Origin of the sequence: Bacillus cereus group sp. MYBK220-1 (genome assembly GCF_051916445.1) — a bacterium.
Taxonomy (GTDB): Bacteria; Bacillota; Bacilli; order Bacillales; family Bacillaceae_G; genus Bacillus_A; species Bacillus_A cereus.
The window spans coordinates 1,191,844-1,214,616 of record NZ_JBQAGQ010000001.1 but is presented as its reverse complement, the minus strand read 5'-3'; the positions used below and the strand labels follow the sequence as shown (position 1 = coordinate 1,214,616).

Sequence of the window (22,773 nt, the reverse complement as noted above, 5' to 3'; positions counted from 1 at the left end):
GAAGGGGATGGAGTATTGATCCTCTTTCCCTTTTTTCAAACAAGCAAGAATAGGAAGGTGGTTCACATGACATTACAAGTTCCAACAATATTAATTGGTTTAGGTGGAATCGGTAGTACTGTGACGCATCAAATATATGAAAAACTGCCTGAAGAGCGCCGGAAAAAGGTAGCAATGCACGTATTTGATACAGATGTGAATACATTAAGTAAATTCGATCATATTCGAAAGTTTAAGACACAAACAAGTTCTAGTAAAACGCCTAGGGAGTATATTGCGGGAGATCCAACGATCCCAGAGTGGTTTCCGATGGATCCGACTATACTTGATAAACCATTAACAGAAGGAGCAGGACAGTTACGCGTCATTTCACGTTTAGCGTTACGTGCTGCGATGAAAGAAGATAAATTGACGTCTTTTTGGCAAGAAATCGAGAAGATTTTTCCGGTTACAAGTGATCAAACGGAATATGGTGTGCGTGTCATTATAGTAACATCACTAGCAGGCGGAACAGGTTCAGGGATGTTTCTGCAAATTGCTTTATATTTACGTGAAATGCTTCGGAAGAAATTGCAGCATCATAACATTTTAATACGCGGTGCGTTTTTAATGCCGGATGTTTTAGTAAAGACGAGAACGGTTAGCGCGAAAGAATTTGAAACGGTGCAAGCAAATGGCTATGCATCGTTAAAAGAATTACATGCTATTACGCTCGGGTCTACTGGAGAATTATCAAAACGCGGCGGTGTAACAATTGAATTAGAGTATCGCCCTGATCAAGTAGATGAAGACGGAAGAACGAATCATACAATTAAACAACATCATTTACCGTACAATTATTGTTTCTTATACGATTACGAAAACCTACATGGACACCATTTACACAATTTATCAGACTATATGGAACAGATGGCAAATACAATTTATTTACAGTTATTTAGCCCGATGTCCACAAGTCATTTTGCACAGGAAGACAATCAAATTCAGCAATTAGCAGAATCAAGCGGAAAAGGACGATATTGCGGGGCAGGAACGGCAAAACTCATTTATCCATATGAACATGTGTTAAAATATTGTGCTTTAAAATGGGCTGTGCAAGGTTTAGATGAATCGTGGCTTCATTTAGATCAACTGTTTCAAGAGAAGAAGCAAAGATACGATCAAGATGTAAAACGTGGGATGCAACGTGAAAAGCCGGAGAGAGGTAAAAGTTATTTAGAGGACTTGGAGCATCTTGCTACCCGTCCAGAGCAAGCTCATATTTTCTATAGACAAATGTACAATGAAACACGTGAAGGAGCAGAGGGTGGTAAGCTCGGAGTTGCGAAATCAAAACTTTTTTTAGAAGCTGTAGAAAGTTATGTACAACGAACGGTGCAAAAAGATGAGGAATTAAATCGTCTGCAACATGAGTGTAAAATTTCAGCTACGAAATTGAAAATGATGGAACAAATGAAGGGTGAAGTGGCAAGAGTGGATCATGCGGTTCGTTTATATGCGTATGCGATTCCGAGCCGGGTACATGAACATGTAACGACACTTTTATATGACATGATTGAATCAGACCGCTTTTCACCAAGTGGCTCTGAAGGGCAGTCCTATCAATTAAATACATGGTTTTTAAAGAAAACAGATCCCGTTCACCCAGTAGCAGCACGTTTTATGTTATATGAAATTCGAAAGCAGTTAGTAGAAAAAATGAATCGACTACATGAAAATAATGAACAAAAGCGTAATGTAATTCAAAATTACGATAAAAAATTTAATGTGGGTAATATTGATGGAACGGTAACGGCTGTACGCCGAGTAGAAATTGCTCAACAACAAGGCTGGTTCGGAAAAATGATTAATAATCAGCAACGTTTATTCAAAAGAGAATTTGAAGACATCGTAACGCAATATGTACACAAATTAAATGAATATCGAAAAGAAATGCTATTAGAACTTGTATATCAATCGCTATATCAAGCAGTTAATAAAATGATTCAATATTGGGAAAGATTTTTTGATAATTTACATGAAACACGTGAAAATTTACTGTTTGAAATCCAAAAGCGCAGTAAGGAATTTGAAGGGAAAACAAACCCGACGAATGTATATGTATTAGCTGAGGAACAGCTGCAAGAAAAGATATGGCAAGATATGCAGCAACATTTAAATTTAGGTGTACTACCGAAAGATATATCAGCGGAAATTTATATGAGTTTGTACGGGGAATACTGTCGTGATGCGAAAACAGAAGAGATTCAGTCGAAAAAGGTAGAGGATTTCTACCGAGAACATATACTGAGCTATTGTTATGACGAACTGCAAGTACGCTATCGTGATAAATTAGAACTGAATATTATTGAAGCGTTGCGAAAAGAAGCAGATTATAAGAAACGTGATCGCGATGAATACGTTCGTGAAAAAATTGAAGACCTGTTCCATTTAGCGAGTCCATTCGTTCCGAAAGTTGCTCATCATAGGGAATTACAATATTGGGGTATACATCCTTCTTTAAAGAAAGAGTTGCAAGAGGAATTAATTCAAGAAATGTTTAAAGAAAAAGATACAGTACATGAAGCCTTTTCGCCATTTGAAGTGATCTGTTATCGAGCGCATTACGGCTTATCGCTGCAAGACTTTCCTAAATTATCATCAGGACATATTTCAAATGGATTTATGAATGATAAAGGTGACTATTTCCAATCGTATTATCGCCGTGTAAACAAATTAAATAGTAAAAAATCTAGTTTAACGCCGCATTTAGATAAGTATTGGCATTTACCAGCCTTTATGCCAGATTTAAACGCGACTCAAACAAAATTAGATTATGATAAATGTAATCGTGCATTACTATACGCATATATGTATCGCTGGATTAGTTTAGTTGCTGTTGATGGACAGTTTGTGTATCAATATAACGGTGTAGGACGTAGCTTTTTAATTCAGTCGATGGGGAAAAATATTTCAAGCGAAAGTTATAAATTACACAGAGCGTTGCTTCATAATCCGTTTATTTATGAAAACATCTTGTCACGATTTGAAGAAGAGCAAGAAAAGGCGATGATACAAGGTGGACATTTATATACACATCCGTTCGTATTAGGAGCCCAAGATGTAAGATGGCTTAGAAAAGAACATGTCCACAATCTTTTAGATATGATTTTAATGTATGACCGTGAAGCGAAGTATGATCCGACGTTAGAAGAAACATCAGATGAATTATTAAGACTATTCCTTGATGAAATCGAGTTGTATTTCCAGAACTATTACGGTACAGGTGCCGATATGGTGGCAAAGAAAGAGAAAGAAATGTTTATTAAACAATTGTGGGATCGCTCGCATGCAAAAGGATATGTAGATCCAAATAGCGCTCCGTATAAAAAATGGCAAAATTTATTAGGTGTTCAAGATGAAGAAGAAACGTCAAAAACGAATGTATAATGAATGAAAAGGGAATCCTTAAAAGTGGCAATACAACTTTAGAAAAGAGGGATTCTGATGCCGTTTTTAGGAAGTGTATATCAAATATTTGGGTTATATCCGGAACTTTATTATGGGATGATTTCAGCGGAGCTGCAAGAGGAAGCTCAGAAGGAGCATCTTGAAAATAGTAGTGCAGAAGCTGAAGCGGAAGAATAAAAAAAGTGCAGATGAAAATCTGCACTTTTTTGTTAGTATTAAAATGGTAAAATAACCTCAAATGAATTATTATTTTTAAATAATAACTCATTTGAGGTTATTATGATTTTCATTGCATTGTATGCAATGAAAATTGTATGAAAATCAATGTAATAAAATGTGTATGAATATTAAGGTGGAAAACAACAATGTTTTTGAGAAAATAATTATGTATAAAAATAACATTTGATACATAATCAACCGATTATTTTTGATTGATTTATTATTGACAATATAATTAATTGTATGATAAATTCAATCAGCATTCTTAATGGTTTTTTTGTACCATTAATATTTTGAAAATTCAATATGCTATAAGGGAATTGATTTTTCTGTTTTTTTGAGGTGGGTTACTAAGTCTATAGGGGAAGTGAACTATGTATATTTTTATTTTTAAAATAGAACAGTAATAAAGAATGTAACAAGTAAGAGATAAACTTGAAAAAGAGGTTTCAAAGAATGAGTCTTTTCATAAAGAAAGCAATGGATGAAGAAAAGAAAAAAGTATTGAATCAAACTTTAGGAGCGATTGATTTAACTCTTTTAGGTATTGGAGCAATTATTGGTACAGGTATTTTCGTATTAACTGGTATTGTAGCAGCGAAACATGCTGGTCCGGCGATTGTATTATCTTTTGTATTAGCGGCAATTATATGTGCATGTGTAGCTTTCTGTTATGCTGAATTTGCATCTACAGTTCCAGTTTCGGGAAGTGTATATTCATATACATATATGACACTAGGTGAGATTTTTGCATTTATAGTTGGCTGGTGTGTTATGCTGGAGTATTTATTAGCGACTTCTGCGGTTGCAGCAGGCTGGTCAGCATATTTTCAGTCATTGCTACTAGGTTTTAATATTCACATTCCTACGGTTTTTGCTTCGGCACCAGGAATGGGGAAGGGTGGAATCATTGATTTACCAGCAGTTCTTATTATTTTAGTTGTTACATTTTTATTAAGCCGTGGTGCAAAAGAAAGTGCACGAATAAATAATATAATGGTTATTATTAAACTGGCTGTTATTGTAGGATTTATTGTTGTAGGGACACAATATGTAAGACCAGAGAATTGGCAACCATTTCTACCGTTTGGTTTTCACGGTGTGGTAGGAGGCGCTGCTACTGTATTTTTTGCTTTTTTAGGATTTGATGCAGTTGCAACAGCCGCAGAAGAAGTGAAGCGTCCACAACGTAACGTGCCAATTGGGCTACTTGTTTCCTTGTTCATTTGTACGGTTCTATATGTAGGTGTTTCATTCGTGTTAACTGGAATGGTTCCGTTTACGGAATTAAATGTTGCTGATCCGGTTGCATATGCGTTGCGCATTGTAGGAGAAGATAGAATTGCTGGGTTGTTATCGGTGGGAGCGATAGCAGGGCTAACAACAGTTCTGTTAGTAGCTATGTTTGCATTTGTTCGTGTATCTTATTCGATGAGTCGAGATGGATTGTTACCAAAAAGACTTTCAAGTGTCCATAAACGTTTACAAACTCCATTTTTTAATACATGGGTTACAGGTATACTAGCAGCTTTATTAGCGGGATTAGTGGATTTGAATTTATTAGCTAATTTAGTGAATATGGGAACGATAACAGCATTTGTGTTTGTATCTATAGCTGTCATTGTATTAAGAAAGACACATCCTAATATGAAGAGGCCATTCCGTGCTCCTCTAGTACCTTTTTTACCTATCGTTTCGATAGTAAGTTGTATATATTTAGCTTTGAACCTTTCTAAGCTTACTTTAATTAGTTTTGTGGCATGGATTATAGTAGGGGTTTTCATATATTTTGTATATGCTAAAAAACATAGTAATGTTAGAAATAGAAATAAAGTATAGTCCATTGAAATAATACTTGTAATGGAAATGAAAACACGCTACTTATTCATATAAGAACAAGTAGCGTGTTTTTTCTATTTAATAATCCCATTTTCTAAAATTTTCATAGTTGGTGCCACTTTCACATTAGCTTTTGAAAAGGCACTCGGCCAATCATCTTCGACTTGTTTCCATTCTTTATATTGAAACGCTCTCGCATAATCACCAAATCCGAATGGATCAAGTTGCTGTTTTTGAATGTTGTGGATTAAATCGTTCAAATCTTTGTTTAGTTGTTTTGTAATAAGAGAAGTTAATTTCTTTCTATCTTTGTCTATATCCATATTGAATGTAAGTTCAGAGACAGCAATTTTTAAATCCATTTTAACATTAAATTTGAAGTGGTTATCGCTATAGTCTGTATGGATATCACGATTCATGCTAAGAACATTTATTGTTACGAAATCGCCGCCATCGGTATCTTTTAAATCACTATTACTTTCAACTGAAGTAGAAGGGATTTTCAATGTAAGCGAAACCGGTGTATTCGCTTTCTTTTGTAACAAAAGAAGAAGGGCGCTTTCATAACGATTTAATGACATTTTATAAATTCCGCGAGAAGTTAATAGCGCGGAACCAGTAACGATAACATCCTTTTTACCTTTTTTTATTTCTGAAATAGCAGGTGTTATACCTTTATTAAACGTTTGCCTGTGAAATTCATGGAATGTCGTAAAAACGGTCCGATTGTACAGTTTGTTCGTGTTAATTAAATCTGTTAAATACTCGGGAAGGGCAGGCTTATCTTTAAAGTTATTATATATAACTGAAGAAATTGGACCGTCTACTGCAACCATGCGCATGTTTCCAGTGTTTTTAGGATCACGATACCAAACATCAAGGTAAGGCATAGCCCCTTCTTGTTTTAAAAAATTTGTGCTAAATAAAATGAGCTGTAACTTTTCTGTAGATACTAAACCGCCACTTGAACTATTAAACGTTGCTTTTGCTTCTCGAGGTGTACGTACTTTCGCTTCATGTGTTTCGTACTTTTTTTCTACGTCTTCATTAAAAATAGGATTTACGTGGTACACAATTAATTTTCCTTTTGCTTTTGCGTCAAAGCCGTAAATTAATGAAATCGATTGTTTTTCTAAGTCGAGGCGATCTCCACAGCCTGTTAAAAAGGTTATGAGAAAGTAAAGTATAGTGAAATGAATAAAGCGCCTCATTTAAACTCTTCTCCTTTTCCAATGCTGATAAAGTGTCATGTATAAGAGAAATACGACTGGGAATAGAAAAACGATAAAATAACTTGCAGTTCCCCAAAATTCTCGCAACGAACTTATTTGGTAAGAGGAAGGGATATAAAAGAATAAGATGAAAATACACCCGAATAATAAAACATAAATAGGTAATGAACTGCTTTTTTTGTTAAGTAATTGATTAATTCCATCTGAAGCAGTGAAAATATAAGGAATACAGGAATCAAAAATAATAAAGAGATAAAATGACAAAAAGATAATTTCAAATCGCTCAAGAAATGAGAAGTGAAATGGTGTAACAAGAGAAAGAGTCGGCCATAAAAACTTTGTTATACCATCTGGACTAAAATAAACAAAAGAGACAAACGTGACTTGAAGATAAATAAATAGCGTAATCAAATTTGCAAGAACAATTCCTTTTTTTGCAGATGATTTATTACTGAGATAAGGATAAAGGACAAATGCAAACTCAAATCCGAGAAACGCAATGATAGTTGATTTTACTGTGTTTAAAACTGGTATCCAGCCTTCTTTAAGAAGAGGAAGAAGATAAATCCAATGCCCATCTTTAAGCGGAATAAACAATAGAAAAGGCATCCATAGTGTGAAAAATACAGTGAAAACAGCATAGCGACTTATAATAAGAACGCCTTTACATGCTAGCATTAACATTGGAATAGATAGTAAAATCATAATTAAAAACATTGGAGTTCTAGGTAAAATCCAAATGTGAATAACGTATAAGAGGGAAAAAATTAAGGAAATAGCTGCAAGGACAGCATATAAAATCCAAAAAATCATTCCTACTCTTCCTAGCCACTCCCCAAGATAACGAGTCAGCACATCGAGTAAAGTATATCCAGGATGATTTTCCATAATTTTCACAATACATAAACTGACTAAAGTAGTGAGAGCACATCCAATAATAATAGACATCCAGCCATCTGTATTTGCCCCTTGTGCAACTTCACGCGGAAGTGTAAGGACACCGAATCCTACTTGAACACCACTAATCGTTAAAATGTATTGAAATAAACTAATCTCCCTCTTTGCACGTTTTGTCACTTATTATCCTCCTTTTCCTCAACATCTCTTTGCCGGTTATCTTGTTTTAATTGTAGAGATAGTGGTCGTTTCTTCATAATTTTCCATGGGAAACGTACAAGGGTATCTTTTAAATCCGAAGCAAATAACGGAGAAAAAGGACTACCATAAGGAACACCGAGAGATTCCATAGAAAGTATATGAATAATAATGATTGCCATCCCAACCATAATTCCAATGACGCCAAATAAAGAGGCGGCTATCATCATTGGGAATCGAAGAAGTCGAATTCCTGCTGACATTTCTAAGTTAGGAATAATGAAGGAGGCAACCGCAGTAATTGATACGACGATAACCATAACATTACTAACAATCCCAGCTTGAACGGCAGCTTGTCCAATTACAATTCCTCCTACGACGCCGATTGTTTGTCCAACAGGCCCAGGAAGCCGAATCGCTGCTTCTCGGAGCATTTCGAGAACTAATTCCATTAATAAAGCTTCTAATATGGGGGGAAAAGGAATTTTGGCTCGAGATTCTCCAATCGTTAACAACAATTTGAGCGGAATCACTTCATAATGGAAGGAAATCATAGCAATATAAAGAGCAGGAGCAAATATTGCAATAAATAGCCCAGTGAAACGAAGAAGTCGTATAAAAGATGGAATCATGGGTCTGAAGCTGTAATCATCTATCGTCTGAAAAAAGGATGAAAAGGTCATAGGTCCTATTAATACGCCTGGTGAGCGATCTACAACAACGGCAATTCGCCCATCTAGAATATGATGTGCTGTTGTGTCAGGGCGTTCAGTTATTGATAATTGCGGAAAGAGAGTAAAGGAATTATCTTCAACAAACCCCTCTAATTCACCAGTAGTAAGAATCGCATCAACTTTTACTGACTCGATACGGGATGCCATTTCTTTTACGACATTTTCGTTCGCAACATCTGCTAGATAAAGCAAAAAAACCTTTGAAGTAGCTCGTTCACCAACAGTGAATTCCTTCACTTTTAATTCGCGATTTGGAATATATCGACGAATAAGTGCAAGGCTGTCGCTCGCTACTTCATTAAATCCTTCGTGTGAGCTTTTTATGGAGCTCTCTGTTGTAGGTTCTTCAATGCTCCTTTTTGGTGCCGCTTGCGTATCAAGCTCTAAAGTGGATAGTTGTCCGTTTATAAATAAAATACTTTTGCCGTGTAAAAGAGATTGTTCAATGTCTGTCCACTGTTGAACTTTTTTAATATTTCCGATAGAAACAGAGGCTTCCCAAAAATCGTCTTCATTCCACTCTTTAAATAAGAGAGGACGAAGAATGTTTACGTTAATAACAGTTTTGTCTACAAGTCCTTCCATATATATAAGTGCAGCTTCCTGTCCGTTTTTTAATGGAAAAGTGCGTGTTATTAATTCTGGAATACCGCTAAACATTTTGGACAAGTGCTTTAAATTAAGGGAAAGGGAAGAAGAGATAGATTTATTTAATGCGTAATCAGCTTGCTCTTGGGTAGAAAAAGATTTTTCACCACGAATCCATTTATTAAAAGACCCCATTTGTTCGCTTACTCCTTGTTATGTTTTATCTCGATTGGTGAGGGCTGATGATCAGTGGGGGATGAAGAAAACCCCCCACTGATTAAAGTTTCACTTTATATGGGTTATTATGGATAGTTACAAGCTGATATATGCGTAGTTTAAATTTTATATTGTATATTTTTAACTTTAACGCTATAATTATAGTGTTAAAGATGGAATCGTGATATGACCTGTTATGACTCTATCGTTTTATTTATGAATAAATGGATTGGTATTTTAGCAAGATGTGCTAATAAACTACTCCACCATGATAATAACGTGCCGAAATGCGGTGCGTATATTTTCGTGGTGGAGTTTTTTTATTCTCAAAAAGGGGGAAAGACCATGAATAACAACATGGTTCATATTACAATTGACGGAAAAAAGTATACAGCGGAGCCCGGTTCAACGATATTGGGTGTTATTAATGAGAACGGGATTGAACATCCGCAAATTTGTTACGTGCCAGAAGTAGATCCTATTCAAACATGTGACACTTGTATTGTAGAAGTTGACGGAAAGTTAATGCGATCTTGTTCGACAGTAGTGATGGAAGGTATGAACATTGAACGTGCTTCTGTTCGCGCAAAAGAAGCACAAACAGAGGCGATGGATCGGTTACTAGAAAATCATTTATTATACTGTACAGTATGTGACAACAACAATGGGAACTGTAAACTGCATAATACAGCAGAATTAATGGAAATTGAACATCAAAAATATCCGTATGAACCGAAAGTAGATGTAAGTGAAGTTGATATGACGCATCCGTTTTATCGCTATGATCCTAATCAATGTATTGCATGCGGTCAATGCGTTGAGGTGTGTCAAAACTTACAAGTAAATGAAACGTTATCGATAGACTGGGAAGCGGAACGCCCACGAGTTATTTGGGATGAAGGAGTAAATATTAATGATTCTTCATGCGTTAGCTGTGGTCAATGTGTAACGATTTGTCCTTGTAACGCTTTAATGGAGAAAACGATGCTCGGTGAAGCTGGATTTATGACGGGATTAAAACCAGATATTCTTGAACCGATGGTAGATTTAATTAAAGAAGTTGAGCCTGGATATAGCGGTATTTTTGCGGTATCAGAAGTGGAAGCGGCCATGCGTGATACTCGTACGAAGAAAACGAAAACAGTATGTACATTTTGTGGTGTAGGTTGTTCGTTTGAAGTGTGGACGAAGGGGCGTAAAATTCTTAAAGTACAGCCATCTTCAGATGCACCAGTTAACGCAATTTCCACTTGTGTAAAAGGGAAATTTGGTTGGGATTTCGTAAATTCTAAAGAACGAATAACAAAACCTTTAATTCGTAAAAATGGAACGTTTGTTGAATCTACATGGGAAGAAGCACTGAATGTAGTTGCAAATAAATTAGGCGCTATTAAAGAAGAGTACGGTAAAGGTTCTATCGGATTCATTTCTTCCTCTAAAATTACAAATGAAGACAATTATGTAATTCAAAAATTAGCTCGACAAGTATTTGGAACGAATAATATTGATAACTGCTCACGTTATTGCCAATCACCAGCAACGGATGGTTTGTTCCGTACAATTGGTATGGGCGGTGATGCCGGAACGATTAAAGATATTGCGCAATCTGGTCTTGTTATTATTGTAGGATGTAATCCGACAGAAGGTCATCCTGTTCTAGCTACACGTATTAAACGTGCACATAAATTACACGGACAAAAGTTAATTGTAGCTGATCTTCGTAAAACCGAAATGGCAGAGCGATCAGATGTCTTTATTAGTCCAAAACAAGGAACAGATCAAGTTTGGTTAATGGCTGTTACGAAATATATGATCGATCAAGGTTGGCATGATCAGGAATTCATTAATGAGAATGTAAACTTCTTTGAAGATTTCAAAGAAAGCCTAGAGGAATATACACTTGAATATGCAGAAGAAGTAACAGGCATTTCAAAAGAAACACTTATTCAAATGGCTGAAATGATTCGTGATGCAGATGGTACATGTATCCTTTGGGGTATGGGGGTAACGCAAAATACAGGTGGTTCTGATACTTCCGCTGCAATTTCAAACTTACTTCTTGCAACAGGGAACTATCGTCGTCCAGGAGCAGGTGCATACCCACTTCGAGGCCACAATAACGTACAAGGTGCTTGTGATATGGGGACTTTACCAGGATGGCTTCCAGGATATCAGCACGTTACTAACGAAATGGAACGTGCGAAATTTGAAACTGCTTACGGAGTGAAAATTGATAGTGAACCAGGTCTTAATAATATCGAAATGCTTCACGCAATTGACGAAGGAAAAATGAAAGCAATGTATCTTGTAGGAGAAGATATGGCTCTTGTAGATTCTAATGCAAATCATGTACATGAAGTGTTATCGAGCCTTGATTTCTTCGTTGTGCAAGATGTTTTCCTTTCTAAAACTGCTCAATATGCAGATGTTGTATTACCAGCAGCGCCATCTCTTGAGAAAGAAGGTACTTTCACAAATACAGAGCGCCGTGTCCAAAGATTATATCAAGTTCTTCCTACGCTAGGAGATGCGAAACCAGACTGGTGGATCGTCCAGGAAGTTGCGAATAAACTAGGTGCAAACTGGAATTATAGCCACCCAAGTGAAATCTTTGCTGAGATGGCAAGTTTATCACCATTGTTCTCGCAAGCGAACTATGAAGTGCTTGAAGGATGGAACAGTTTCCATTGGGGAAGTTTTGATGGAACGAATACACCACTTCTGTTCCAAGACGGATTTAACTTCCCAGATAAAAAAGCTCGTTTTGCGATTGCTGACTGGGTACGTCCAGCTGAATTTCCAGCTGAGTTTGACCTTCACATTAACAACGGTCGTATGCTTGAGCATTTCCATGAAGGGAATATGACAAATAAATCAACAGGTATTCAAACGAAAGTACCTGGTGTTTTCGTTGAAATCTCTCCAGACCTTGCAAAAGAACGTGGCGTAAAAACAGGTTCGTTAGTTCGTCTTGTCTCTCCTTTTGGAGCATTAAAATTACGTGCACTCGTTACAGATCGTGTAAAAGCGAATGAGTTATATTTACCGATGAACTCTACAGATAACGAAACGGCAATTAATTTCTTAACAGGTCCTGCTGTGGATGTACGTACGAATACACCTGCGTATAAACAAACAAAAGTACGTATGGAAGTATTAGAAGTTGATGGCGAAAATCCGATGCCAAAAGCGAACCCACGCAATAAAAAACGTCACCCTCAAGCTGGAATTGAGGTACATCGTAAGTGGGCACGTCCAGGGTATGTGCATTTAACGGATAAGTAGGAGGAGAAAACTATGGCTGCACCTATAAAAATGATTCAAAAACAAGAATTAACTGAGGAAGAAATAAAACAGCAAAAGTTAGATGATTTAAAAGAGCTTCTAACTAATAATGAAGAAGCTCTAAATCAGATGTTTAATATAGTAGGGGAATTAAATGACATTGGAATGCTAGAAGCTGCAAATTCAATGCTAAAAGCGAAAGAACCAATTGCGAAAATTGTTCTAGGTCAAGTAACTCGTGAGCCTGTTACAAATTTAATTAATAATATGATGGGCGCTGCAGGTGCGTTAACTGAACTTGACCCAGAACTTACGAAAAAGCTTATAGGTAGTTTATTAGTCGGGCTAGAAGAAGGTAATGAACATCTAGAAAGTAATAAAAAAGTAGGGGTATTCGATCTTATGAAAGTATTGAAAGACCCAGATATTAACCGTGCTATCGGGTTTGGGCTTCATTTCTTAAAAGGTATGGGGAAAGGGTTAAAAGACGAATAAACTTCATGAAGTGAACCTTTCCGCCCAAATATTTGTAGGAAATAGTTTGGGCGGAAGGCTCATTTTGGTAAAATATATAATAGAGTAAAATGAGGCTTTTGGGAGGTATAATTGTATGTCAAAAAAAGTACATGAATTTAATGATATGATACGAAAACTTCGAAAGGAACTTTTCGGAAAAGGACCAGAACGAATTCATACTGTTTTTGCGGAAAATATGGCTATAGCGACTCTTTATGGAAACTTAACACCTACTGAAAAATTTATTTCAAGTACGATGGACGGTGCGGAAATGGTTCATATGGCTAGAACGAAAATGATTCAAGAAGTGTATGCTGCGAATTCCCGTGAACATTTGGAGGAACTTGTTGGAGCGAAATTAGTGAATTTGTTTTCAGATATGAAAGTAGAAGAAGATATTGCAGTTTCTGTATTTGTTTTTGATAAAAATATAACGTGAGAGAAGGATACTGATCGTGAAACCGATACAGGTAGAAAGAGAAATCTTTCGTTATGAACAAGGAGCATTTAAACATATAGAGGACAGCATTGTAACAGAGTTTCCTGTCACCATTAAAATGAACGGACAGGAGTTTGTTACAATGGTTAGTACTCCAGAATATATAGAAGATATGGTAATAGGCTTCTTGGCGTCTGAAGGAATCATTCGGAAGTATGAAGACATTGATAGTGTATGGGTGCAGGAGAAAGAAGGATTTGTGCATGTAACAACGACAAAAGTAAATCCGTATTATGAACAAATGCAAAATAAACGCTATATTACGTCTTGTTGTGGTATGAGTAGGCAAGGGTTTGTTTTTGCAAATGATGCACTAAGTGCAAAAAAAATGAAGGGTGTCCATGTACAGGTTGCTGCCGATGATTGTTTTCGGTTAATGAAAGAAATGCAGCAATCTGCGGATACGTTTCATCGTACTGGTGGGGTTCATAATGCAGCTTTATGTGATGTTAATGGTATTATTTTAAGCCGAATGGATATTGGTAGGCATAATGCACTAGACAAAATTTACGGTTATTGTTTAAGAAACGATATTTCTATAAAAGATAAAATCATTGTTTTTAGTGGTCGTATTTCTTCGGAAATATTATTGAAAGTTGCAAAAATCGGTTGTGAAATTATACTATCAAAATCAGCTCCAACTGAGTTAGCTTTGCAACTAGCGGAAGATTTAGGTATTACGACAATAGGATTTATTCGTAATCACTCCTTAAATGTATATACCCATCCAGAACGTGTTTTAAATATAAAATAAAAGTGAGGCAATGAAGATGAAATCAGTTACATTAGACAAGTTGCAACGTCCGTTAAAGGATTTACGTATTTCAGTTACTGATCGCTGTAATTTTCGCTGCCGATATTGTATGCCAGAAGAAATATTTGGTCCTGATTACTCGTTTTTGTCTAATGATAAAATTTTATCTTTTGATGAAATTGAAAGGATAACACGTATTTTCGTTTCTTTAGGTGTGAGAAAATTACGGATTACAGGCGGAGAACCGTTACTTCGAAGAGGGCTTCCAAAGCTTATTGAGCGCCTTAATAAAATTGATGGTGTAGAAGATATCGGTTTAACAACCAATGGATCGTTACTTAAAAAGTTTGCTCCTGATTTATATAAGGCGGGACTATCACGTGTAACAGTTAGCTTAGATTCCTTAGAAGAAGAGCGGTTTTTCTATTTAAATGGTAATAGGAGCAAAGTGCAAAGGGTTCTGGAAGGAATACAGGCTGCAGCTGAAGTTGGAATGAAAATTAAAATAAACATGGTCGTTCAAAAGGGAAAAAACCAACAGGACATTTTGCAGATGGCGCAATATTTTAAGGAAAATAAGCATATTCTTCGTTTTATTGAGTATATGGATGTTGGAAATTATAATGGTTGGGATTTAAAAGAGGTCGTCTCTAAACAAGAAATAGTAGATACGATTCATCAAGTTATGCCGTTAGAACGGATAGAAGCAAATTATTCTGGTGAAGTGGCTACTAGGTATCGTTATATAGGAAGCGATGAGGAAATAGGTATTATTTCATCAGTAACAGATTCTTTTTGCTCATCATGTACGAGAGCTCGTATTTCTGCAGAAGGAAAATTATATACTTGCTTATTTGCTTCTAAAGGAAATGATTTAAGAGAATTGCTTCGTTCTGAACATACAGATGAGGACATTACAGATGTAGTACGCGATATATGGAATAATAGGGAAGATCGTTATTCAGATGAACGCTTAAATCATACAAATAAGAAAACAATACCTAAAATTGAAATGTCACATATCGGTGGTTAATATATAAAGCTAGCGTCATAGTGAAAAATGGAAAATTTACAAGAGTTGTGGATTTTCTATTTTATAGTAAAAGTGATGATTGATATCTCTGTAAAAGATGTGCAGAGAAATTAAGCAGCATTCAAAAACCTTTATTTTGAGGAGGTTTTTTGAAGCTGCTTTTTTATTTGGAGAAAATGGAGGAATGGGTAATGGCATTTCATAAGCCGGAACAAATTGCTGAGCTTGTCATTGAGGCCGGTGTTCAAAAAGTAAGACAGACATTGCCAGCGATGCTTATTCTCGGTTTTTTAGGAGGAGCGTTTATTGCGATAGGTTTTTTACTTAACATTCGAGTTTTAGGGAATTTACCTGAGCGCTGGGGAAGTCTAGTGAATGTTTTAGGAGGAGCAGTATTTCCTGTTGGACTCATGCTCGTAGTATTAGCAGGAGGAGAATTAATTACGGGAAATATGATGTCACTGTCTATGGCGCTTTATGCAAAGAAAATTACATTGATAAGTGTACTGAATAACTGGGTTTGGATTACTCTCATGAACTTTATTGGAGCAATTTTCGTTGCGTATTGCTTTGGACATCTTGGCGGATTAACAGAGGGAGAGTATTTAAATAAAACGGTAGCGATAGCGGAAGGGAAGTTACATGAATCATTTGGGAGAACTTTGATTTTAGCAATTGGTTGTAATTGGCTCGTTTGTCTTGCTCTTTGGCTCGCTTACGGGACGAGTGATTTTGTCGGGAAAATCATCGGAATTTGGATTCCAATTATGGCATTTGTAGTGATTGGATTTCAGCAAGTAGTAGCAAATATGTTTGTCATTTCCGCTGTTATTTTTGCTGGTCATCTAACGTGGATGGATCTGGCTAAAAATTTTGTTCCTGTTTTTATCGGAAATGTAATTGGAGGAGCTGGGTTTGTTGGTTTTGCTTACTTTGCTTGTTATCAGAAACAACATTCTAATATGAAATAGAGTTCTTGAGAGGAAGGGTATGTAATGGCTGATCGGTATTCACGACAACAGTTGTTCAAACCAATTGGGAGTAAAGGACAAGAAAAAATTCGAAATAAACATGTGTTAATTGTAGGGGCAGGCGCATTAGGAAGTGCAAGTGCCGAAAGTTTCGTACGTGCAGGTGTTGGCAAGTTGACGATTATCGATCGTGACTACGTTGAATGGAGTAATTTACAAAGGCAACAATTGTACTCTGAACAAGATGCGAGAGAGAAAATGCCGAAAGCAATTGCTGCAAAAAATCGGCTAGAACAAATTAATTCGGAAGTACAAATACATGCTTTCGTAATGGATGCAACTTCAGAAAATATGGAAGGTCTATTAAAAAATGTAGATGTAATCATTGATGCAACAGATAATTTTGATATTCGATTTGTAATAAATGATTTATCACAAAAACATAATATTCCGTGGGTATATGGTTCTTGCGTTGGATCATATGGTATGAGTTATATAATTATTCCGCAAGAGACACCGTGTTTACATTGTATGCTGAAAAATATCCCTGTTACAGGTGTGACGTGTGATACTGCTGGGATTATTAGCCCGACTGTTCAAATCGTCGCAGCATATCAAGTGGCAGAAGCGCTCAAAATTTTAGTGGAAGATTTCTCAGCAATTAGAAAAACATTTTTCATGTTTGATATATGGAGTAATCAAAATCATTTTATAAAATTAGGGAAAATAAAAACAGACGCTTGTCTCTCATGCGGTTTGAATCGAACTTATCCTTATTTATCATACGAAAATCAAACGAAAGCAGCTGTTTTATGCGGAAGAAATACAGTTCAAATTAGAACAGTAGACAATAGGAAATACAATTTTGATGATATAGAAAAAGTATTAAAAAAACTGGGAAAAGTAGATCGGAATCCGTATTTACTATCTTGCCAATTCGATGATTACCGCGTGGTTGTTTTTCGAGATGGTCGTGTTTTTATTCATGGTACAAATGATATTTCGAAAGCGAAACAACTATATTATCGCGTATTCGGTTAATAGAGAGGGTGTCAACAATGGAAAGAAGAGTGCCAATTACGGTTGAAGAAGCTGTTCGTAAAGTGATGGGATTTGCTGATAAAGGCTTAAAGGAGCTATTACCAATTGAATTAGCTTATGGACGTATATTAGCGGAGGATTTAGTAGCTGACCATGATGTACCGTCATTTAATCGTTCGCCGTATGACGGATTTGCTATTCGAGCAGAAGATACTAATTTAGCAAGTTATAAAACGCCAATTGTATTTGAAGTGGTGGGTGAAATTGGTGCAGGATCGCTATTCCATGAGAAAGTAGGTCCGTTTCAAGCAGTTCGAATTATGACGGGAGCACAAATTCCGAATGAGTGTGATGCGGTTGTTATGTTAGAGCTGACTCGTCAATATGAGAAGAATGGCAACAATTATATGGAAGTGAAGCGATCATTCAAAACGGGCGACAATATTTCTTTTCAAGGTGAAGATGCTCGTAAAGGAACGGTTCTTGCAAAGAAAGGATCGTACATTAATCCAGGTATTTCAGCTCTTCTTGCTACATTCGGTTATAGTGAAGTGCCAGTTGCGAGAAAGCCTGTAATTGGACTGTTAGCGACTGGGAGTGAATTGCTTGATGTCGATGATTCATTACAGCCAGGGAAAATCCGAAACAGTAATACGTATATGATATTGTCTCAAATTCGAAGAGCGGGCGGCAGAGTAAAATATTTTGGGAAGTTTAGTGATGATTTTAATACGTGTTTTACAGCTGTGAAAGAAGCGCTTGGCCAAGTAGATATGTTAATTACAACGGGCGGTGTATCAGTAGGAGATTATGATTATTTACCAGCTATTTACGAAAAGTTAGGTGCATCTGTTCTTTTTAATAAAGTTGCAATGCGACCAGGAAGTGTTACGACTGTAGCACAATTAAATGGCAAGTTATTATTTGGTTTATCAGGAAATCCATCCGCTTGTTACGTAGGGTTTGAATTATTCGTAAGACCGTGTATTCGGACGTATATGTTTAGTGAAAAAGTACATTTAAAAAGAGAAAAAGCGTTATTAGGAGAAGATTTTCTAAAACCGAATCCATTTACAAGATTTGTACGAGCAAAATTGCAATATGATGAGGGGAAATTAATCGCTTATCCATCAGGGTTTGATAAATCTAGCTCAGTTTCTTCATTGGCAGAATCAAATGCGTTTATCGTATTGCCGGGCGGGACAAGAGGATATAAAAAAGATATGTTTGTTGATGTTCTATTATTAGAAGATAACGAAGGTAGTGAATGGCCTTGGACATTTCATAAAGTGAGAGGTGGTTCTAATGAGACAAGCGCTATTTGAAATTGTAGATAATCCGATTTTAGTTGAAGAAGTAACGAATAAAGTCGCAAGAAGGGAAGCAGGTGCGATTACAACATTCATTGGTACGGTGAGAGAATTAACAAAAGGAAAACGAACGCTACATTTAGAGTATGAAGCATATAAACCGATGGCAGTAAAACAACTTATGAGAATTGGTGAAGAGATTAGTGAAAGATGGCCGGATGCAAAAGTAGCAATTACGCACCGTGTAGGGCGGCTAGAAATAATGGATATTGCGGTAGTCATTGCAGTTTCATCACCGCATCGTAAAGTAGCTTATGAAGCGAATGAGTACGCGATTGAACGTATAAAACGAATTGTTCCAATTTGGAAAAAAGAATTTTGGGAAGATGGAACGATGTGGATTGGAGATCAACTTGAAAACACACCATATCCAGAAGGAAAACCAAAGAAGGAAGAATGAGAAAATGATTACAATTTTATTATTTGCAAATCTGCGTGAGGAAGTTGGATCGGATCGATTAGTAATTTCAGAAAAGCAAGAAATGACAGTGCAGCAATTAAAAGAATGGCTCAAAGTCAGCTATTGTTTACAATCGCTGGATAAAGTGATGGTGGCTGTTAATGAGGAGCTTGTAATGAATGAAGAGATGATAAAGGCTGGAGATATAGTCGCATTAATCCCGCCCGTTAGCGGCGGGTAATAAGCTTTTTCACCAGATGAAGCGCCAAGAAGATGTTGTATATAAATTAGAATAAGAGAAGGGATGAGTTCCATGCTTACTCAAGAACAAATAATGAATGCATTAAAACATGTAGAGGACCCAGAGTTACACAAAAGTGTTGTAGAATTAAATATGGTTAGAAATGTACAAATGAACGGAACAGAGGTTAAACTTGAAGTAGTACTAACAATCCAAGGTTGTCCGTTAAAAGCAAAAATTCAACAAGATATTGAAGAATCACTTCACGCAATTGGTGCTTCTAAAGTGGATGTAACATTTGGTTCTATGACACAAGAAGAACGTGCAGCTTTAACAGAGAAGTTAAAGAAAAATACTAGAACAGAAACTGGTATGCCGAGCATGCTTCGCCCGGATTCAGGAGTACGTTTTATTACTGTAACGAGTGGAAAAGGCGGAGTTGGAAAATCAACGGTGACAATTAATCTTGCAACTGCACTAGCTCGTATGGGCAAGAAAGTGGGGATATTAGATGCAGATATATATGGTTTTAGTATTCCAGCTATGATGGAAACGAATACGAAACCAACGATGATTGATCAAACGGCAATTCCAGTCATTAGTCACGGTGTTAAAATCATGTCGATGGGATTTTTTACAGAAGGAAATAACCCAGTTATGTGGCGCGGACCGATGCTAAATAAATGGATTCAAAATTTCCTTGCGAATACGCACTGGGGAGAATTAGATTATTTATTACTTGATTTACCACCAGGTACAGGAGATGTTGCGATTGATGTTGCAGCGATGATTCCGCAAGCGAAAGAAATAATTGTTACAACTCCGCACAATGTAGCTTCATTCGTTGCTTCAAGAGTCGGTGTAATGGCAAAACATACGAAGCATGAGATTTTAGGTATTGTGGAAAATATGGCTTATTATGAAGAGCAAGATGGATCGAAAAATTATCTCTTCGGAAAAGGCGGCGGCGAAATGCTTGCAGAACAATTGCAAGCAGAAGTAATTGCCAAGATACCTTTTGCAAAACGTGAAGAAAATAATGGTTCATCTGTATATGATGAAGATTCTCTTGTTGGAGAAGTGTTTACATCGTTAGCTGAGGATATTATTTATAGAGGATAGAGGGGGAAGTTTAGTATGGCATGTAACATTGATCATTCTATTGAAGATGTGATGAATAAGCTTGAAAGTCAAAAGAATTTTTTACCTGAAGGGATCTTTAAAGAGTTAAAGAGTTTTTTGCAAGGTATTCATTCGCAGAAATTATTAAATGATGTTTTTCACCTCCTAAAAAAGTATGATTTAGTCAGTGAGGAAGAACGAGAGACGAGAAACGCACAATTGTTGTACATTTTGAATTAAGTACTCTTTGGCTTTAGAATTTTTTCAGAAGGGGTGAATGTGATGGATATGAAAAAGATGATTGAAACGATAGAAGTAACTAGAGTGACTGACGAGGAATTATCGATTTCGAATTTACATCCAAAGCTTGTGAAGTTGTATAGTCAAAAAGATAGTGCAGAGTACACGAAGCTATTAAAATATATTTTATCATTATCCGTACAGCTGAAGCTGAATCTTGTATTGAAATATTTTGGTGTACGTCCCATTGTTGCTGTAGACGAGCGGGGGCAATTTCAAGAGATATTTAAATGCTTAGCTAAGAAAGATGAGAATGGGGAATGGTTTCTAAATTTTGTTTCTTTATATGTAGGGCTAATTGTAGTTCTTCGTTTTGATGAGAAAGTGATTGAGAGCAATTTTTTTGATGATATGGTAGTGGATGAATGTAATGAAATATAAGATTCTGCTCATAACATTTTTCTATATTAAATGCTTTAACTGCGATTTTAGTTGGTTATGTAAATATGAAGGTAGCTAATTAAGAAAAAGGAATGAAACTAGTTGGATAAAAAGAGTTCTTCAGTTGTTTCCGTCGTTTTTTCGTGTTACTATTAATCGAATTTTTCATAAGGAGAGAAAGCGATGAAATGGATTTATTTTCTTATTATTAACGTTATAGCTTTTAGCCTTATGGGGCTTGATAAACGAAAAGCAAAGAAGAAACAGTGGAGAACGCCAGAAAGTACGTTGTTTTTATCGGCGGCAGCTGGAGGAGCAGTTGGAGCTTGGATCGGCATGTATATGTTTCATCATAAAACTCATAAAAAGAAATTTGTTTTCGGCATACCGTTACTTGTTGTAATAACGGTATGTTTATTATTCGTTGTATGAGAAATGTCGAAAGAAATGCAGATTGATTATTGGTAAAGTGAGCATGTGAGACCGTATAATGGAGAAAAAATGAGAAGAGGAGAAAAAGGAAGATGGGGAGTCAATCAGCAGAGCAAAAAAAAGGGATACTATATGCGGCTGGTGCTTATACGATGTGGGGAATTCTACCGATTTATTGGAAATGGGTTGAGGAAGTTCCAGCAGATGAAATATTAGCACACCGCATCGTTTGGGCATTTGTTTTTATGTTACTCGTATTAGGTGTTACGAAGAGGTTTCGCCAGTTTATTGGGGAATTTGTGAATCTTTTTAAACGACCTAAATTATTAATGTCATTAACAATAGCTTCAGTCTTGATTAGCGGAAACTGGTTTGTTTACATATGGGCCGTTAATCATAATCATGTTATTGAAGCGAGTCTTGGCTATTATATTAATCCGCTTATTAGTATTTTACTTGGTACAGTCGTTTTAAAGGAAAAGTTAAACTTTTGGCAATATGTTGCAGTTGGTTTAGCAGGAGTAGGGGTTGTCATTTTAACAGTACGTTTCGGATCTATTCCGTGGGTTTCTCTTTCACTTGCCTTTTCATTTGGATTATACGGATTAACGAAAAAACTGTTAAACTATGATGCCACAATTGGACTTACGATGGAAACGATGTTAGTGACGCCGTTTGCAATCATTTATCTTGTTATGACAGGAGCACATGGTTTCGGCTCATTTGGATCTATTTCAATGTTATCAACGTTACTTTTAATAGGAGCAGGTATTGTAACGGCATTACCACTATTTTATTTTGCAAAAGGAGCACAACTTATTCCGCTTTATATGGTGGGATTTTTACAATATATTGCGCCAACAATTAGCTTAATTTTAGGTGTATTTGTATTTGGTGAACATTTCACATCTACACATATGATTGCATTTTTCTGTATATGGGTTGCTTTATTTGTATTCTCGGTAGCGAAGACAAAGTTTTTAGTGCAGAAACAACCGAAATTTATAAAAAATAAATCAGCAAAAGTATCATAATGCGTAGTATTTTCTACGCAT

At 36.3% G+C, this 22,773-nt stretch carries 21 protein-coding genes; 18 read left to right on the top strand and 3 right to left on the bottom strand.

The genetic code is table 11. The features are described from left to right. Positions 1–66: 66 nt before the first annotated feature. The 3 genes from ACTFRU_RS06085 to ACTFRU_RS06075 all read left to right on the top strand — a co-directional run bounded on the left by ACTFRU_RS06085 (position 67) and on the right by ACTFRU_RS06075 (position 5,508). Positions 67–3,429, top strand: a complete 3,363-nt coding sequence (locus tag ACTFRU_RS06085) for a tubulin-like doman-containing protein (RefSeq protein ID WP_000175124.1) — start codon at positions 67–69, stop codon at positions 3,427–3,429. Between the two features lie 57 nt (positions 3,430–3,486). Beyond that, on the top strand, positions 3,487–3,627 hold the full coding sequence (locus ACTFRU_RS06080) for a hypothetical protein (protein WP_001116192.1): 141 nt from the start codon (positions 3,487–3,489) through the stop codon (positions 3,625–3,627). Between the two features lie 498 nt (positions 3,628–4,125). Then, on the top strand, positions 4,126–5,508 hold the full coding sequence (locus ACTFRU_RS06075) for an APC family permease (RefSeq protein WP_000051661.1): 1,383 nt from the start codon (positions 4,126–4,128) through the stop codon (positions 5,506–5,508). Between the two features lie 74 nt (positions 5,509–5,582). On the opposite strand, the gene gerSC is transcribed toward ACTFRU_RS06075, so the two are convergent. The 3 genes from gerSC to ACTFRU_RS06060 are packed head-to-tail and all read right to left on the bottom strand — an operon-like array spanning position 5,583 to position 9,352. Continuing rightward, positions 5,583–6,719 (bottom strand): spore germination protein GerSC, encoded by a 1,137-nt coding sequence (gerSC, locus tag ACTFRU_RS06070; protein WP_025710117.1) that lies wholly within the window; start codon positions 6,717–6,719, stop codon positions 5,583–5,585. Beyond that, a complete protein-coding gene (locus tag ACTFRU_RS06065; protein WP_000166518.1) occupies positions 6,720–7,817 on the bottom strand; it encodes an endospore germination permease in 1,098 nt (365 codons plus the stop codon). Beyond that, entirely contained in the window at positions 7,814–9,352 is a 1,539-nt protein-coding gene (locus tag ACTFRU_RS06060) for a spore germination protein (RefSeq protein WP_000534516.1), read from the bottom strand. Before ACTFRU_RS06060 ends, ACTFRU_RS06065 begins: the two co-directional genes overlap by 4 nt. A 366-nt stretch (positions 9,353–9,718) precedes the next feature. On the opposite strand from ACTFRU_RS06060, the gene fdhF reads away from it, so the two are divergent. From fdhF to rarD, 15 genes are all read left to right on the top strand, one after another. Continuing rightward, positions 9,719–12,658, top strand: coding sequence for a formate dehydrogenase subunit alpha (fdhF, locus tag ACTFRU_RS06055; RefSeq protein WP_001063653.1), 2,940 nt, complete (start codon positions 9,719–9,721; stop codon positions 12,656–12,658). A 12-nt stretch (positions 12,659–12,670) separates the two neighbouring features. After that, a complete protein-coding gene (locus ACTFRU_RS06050; RefSeq protein WP_000729897.1) occupies positions 12,671–13,153 on the top strand; it encodes a DUF1641 domain-containing protein in 483 nt (160 codons plus the stop codon). A gap of 115 nt (positions 13,154–13,268) precedes the next feature. Further along, positions 13,269–13,613: a DUF2294 domain-containing protein gene (locus ACTFRU_RS06045; RefSeq protein WP_000039582.1), complete on the top strand. Its 345-nt coding sequence runs from the start codon at positions 13,269–13,271 to the stop codon at positions 13,611–13,613. A 16-nt stretch (positions 13,614–13,629) separates the two neighbouring features. Continuing rightward, positions 13,630–14,427, top strand: a complete 798-nt coding sequence (fdhD, locus tag ACTFRU_RS06040; protein WP_000802688.1) for a formate dehydrogenase accessory sulfurtransferase FdhD — start codon at positions 13,630–13,632, stop codon at positions 14,425–14,427. A 16-nt stretch (positions 14,428–14,443) separates the two neighbouring features. Beyond that, entirely contained in the window at positions 14,444–15,460 is a 1,017-nt protein-coding gene (gene moaA, locus ACTFRU_RS06035; protein WP_000844127.1) for a GTP 3',8-cyclase MoaA, read from the top strand. Positions 15,461–15,651: 191 nt separating this feature from the next. Next, positions 15,652–16,431: a formate/nitrite transporter family protein gene (locus tag ACTFRU_RS06030; RefSeq protein WP_000863998.1), complete on the top strand. Its 780-nt coding sequence runs from the start codon at positions 15,652–15,654 to the stop codon at positions 16,429–16,431. Between the two features lie 24 nt (positions 16,432–16,455). Further along, the gene (locus tag ACTFRU_RS06025) at positions 16,456–17,472 is read left to right on the top strand and encodes a molybdopterin-synthase adenylyltransferase MoeB (protein WP_000785260.1); all 1,017 of its coding nucleotides are present in this window, start codon (positions 16,456–16,458) and stop codon (positions 17,470–17,472) included. Positions 17,473–17,489: 17 nt separating this feature from the next. Further along, on the top strand, positions 17,490–18,797 hold the full coding sequence (locus tag ACTFRU_RS06020; RefSeq protein WP_000442201.1) for a molybdopterin molybdotransferase MoeA: 1,308 nt from the start codon (positions 17,490–17,492) through the stop codon (positions 18,795–18,797). Beyond that, the gene (gene moaE, locus ACTFRU_RS06015) at positions 18,778–19,242 is read left to right on the top strand and encodes a molybdopterin synthase catalytic subunit MoaE (RefSeq protein WP_001248111.1); all 465 of its coding nucleotides are present in this window, start codon (positions 18,778–18,780) and stop codon (positions 19,240–19,242) included. Before ACTFRU_RS06020 ends, moaE begins: the two co-directional genes overlap by 20 nt. Before the next feature lie 4 nt (positions 19,243–19,246). Then, positions 19,247–19,483 (top strand): molybdopterin converting factor subunit 1, encoded by a 237-nt coding sequence (moaD, locus tag ACTFRU_RS06010; protein WP_000628503.1) that lies wholly within the window; start codon positions 19,247–19,249, stop codon positions 19,481–19,483. A gap of 72 nt (positions 19,484–19,555) precedes the next feature. Next, positions 19,556–20,605, top strand: coding sequence for a P-loop NTPase (locus ACTFRU_RS06005; protein WP_000957518.1), 1,050 nt, complete (start codon positions 19,556–19,558; stop codon positions 20,603–20,605). Positions 20,606–20,620: 15 nt separating this feature from the next. After that, complete coding sequence (locus ACTFRU_RS06000; RefSeq protein ID WP_000752375.1) at positions 20,621–20,845, top strand: hypothetical protein; 225 nt, start codon at positions 20,621–20,623, stop codon at positions 20,843–20,845. Positions 20,846–20,887: 42 nt separating this feature from the next. Beyond that, positions 20,888–21,286 (top strand): hypothetical protein, encoded by a 399-nt coding sequence (locus ACTFRU_RS05995; protein WP_000367302.1) that lies wholly within the window; start codon positions 20,888–20,890, stop codon positions 21,284–21,286. A gap of 183 nt (positions 21,287–21,469) precedes the next feature. Continuing rightward, positions 21,470–21,718 (top strand): DUF1294 domain-containing protein, encoded by a 249-nt coding sequence (locus ACTFRU_RS05990; RefSeq protein WP_000871349.1) that lies wholly within the window; start codon positions 21,470–21,472, stop codon positions 21,716–21,718. 92 nt (positions 21,719–21,810) lie between these two features. Further along, positions 21,811–22,752, top strand: a complete 942-nt coding sequence (gene rarD, locus ACTFRU_RS05985; RefSeq protein WP_000535541.1) for an EamA family transporter RarD — start codon at positions 21,811–21,813, stop codon at positions 22,750–22,752. Positions 22,753–22,773: the final 21 nt, after the last annotated feature.

Coding starts and splice junctions, on each gene's coding strand:
- ACTFRU_RS05990 (WP_000871349.1), top strand. CDS start 21,470: ATGAAATGGATTTATTTTCTTATTATTAACGTTATAGCTTTTAGCCTT.
- ACTFRU_RS06080 (WP_001116192.1), top strand. CDS start 3,487: ATGCCGTTTTTAGGAAGTGTATATCAAATATTTGGGTTATATCCGGAA.
- ACTFRU_RS06020 (WP_000442201.1), top strand. CDS start 17,490: ATGGAAAGAAGAGTGCCAATTACGGTTGAAGAAGCTGTTCGTAAAGTG.
- ACTFRU_RS06085 (WP_000175124.1), top strand. CDS start 67: ATGACATTACAAGTTCCAACAATATTAATTGGTTTAGGTGGAATCGGT.
- ACTFRU_RS05995 (WP_000367302.1), top strand. CDS start 20,888: ATGGATATGAAAAAGATGATTGAAACGATAGAAGTAACTAGAGTGACT.
- ACTFRU_RS06045 (WP_000039582.1), top strand. CDS start 13,269: ATGTCAAAAAAAGTACATGAATTTAATGATATGATACGAAAACTTCGA.
- rarD (WP_000535541.1), top strand. CDS start 21,811: ATGGGGAGTCAATCAGCAGAGCAAAAAAAAGGGATACTATATGCGGCT.
- ACTFRU_RS06060 (WP_000534516.1), bottom strand. CDS start 9,352: ATGGGGTCTTTTAATAAATGGATTCGTGGTGAAAAATCTTTTTCTACC.
- gerSC (WP_025710117.1), bottom strand. CDS start 6,719: ATGAGGCGCTTTATTCATTTCACTATACTTTACTTTCTCATAACCTTT.
- moaE (WP_001248111.1), top strand. CDS start 18,778: ATGAGACAAGCGCTATTTGAAATTGTAGATAATCCGATTTTAGTTGAA.
- fdhF (WP_001063653.1), top strand. CDS start 9,719: ATGAATAACAACATGGTTCATATTACAATTGACGGAAAAAAGTATACA.
- ACTFRU_RS06030 (WP_000863998.1), top strand. CDS start 15,652: ATGGCATTTCATAAGCCGGAACAAATTGCTGAGCTTGTCATTGAGGCC.
- ACTFRU_RS06050 (WP_000729897.1), top strand. CDS start 12,671: ATGGCTGCACCTATAAAAATGATTCAAAAACAAGAATTAACTGAGGAA.
- moaD (WP_000628503.1), top strand. CDS start 19,247: ATGATTACAATTTTATTATTTGCAAATCTGCGTGAGGAAGTTGGATCG.
- ACTFRU_RS06025 (WP_000785260.1), top strand. CDS start 16,456: ATGGCTGATCGGTATTCACGACAACAGTTGTTCAAACCAATTGGGAGT.
- ACTFRU_RS06000 (WP_000752375.1), top strand. CDS start 20,621: ATGGCATGTAACATTGATCATTCTATTGAAGATGTGATGAATAAGCTT.
- moaA (WP_000844127.1), top strand. CDS start 14,444: ATGAAATCAGTTACATTAGACAAGTTGCAACGTCCGTTAAAGGATTTA.
- ACTFRU_RS06005 (WP_000957518.1), top strand. CDS start 19,556: ATGCTTACTCAAGAACAAATAATGAATGCATTAAAACATGTAGAGGAC.
- ACTFRU_RS06075 (WP_000051661.1), top strand. CDS start 4,126: ATGAGTCTTTTCATAAAGAAAGCAATGGATGAAGAAAAGAAAAAAGTA.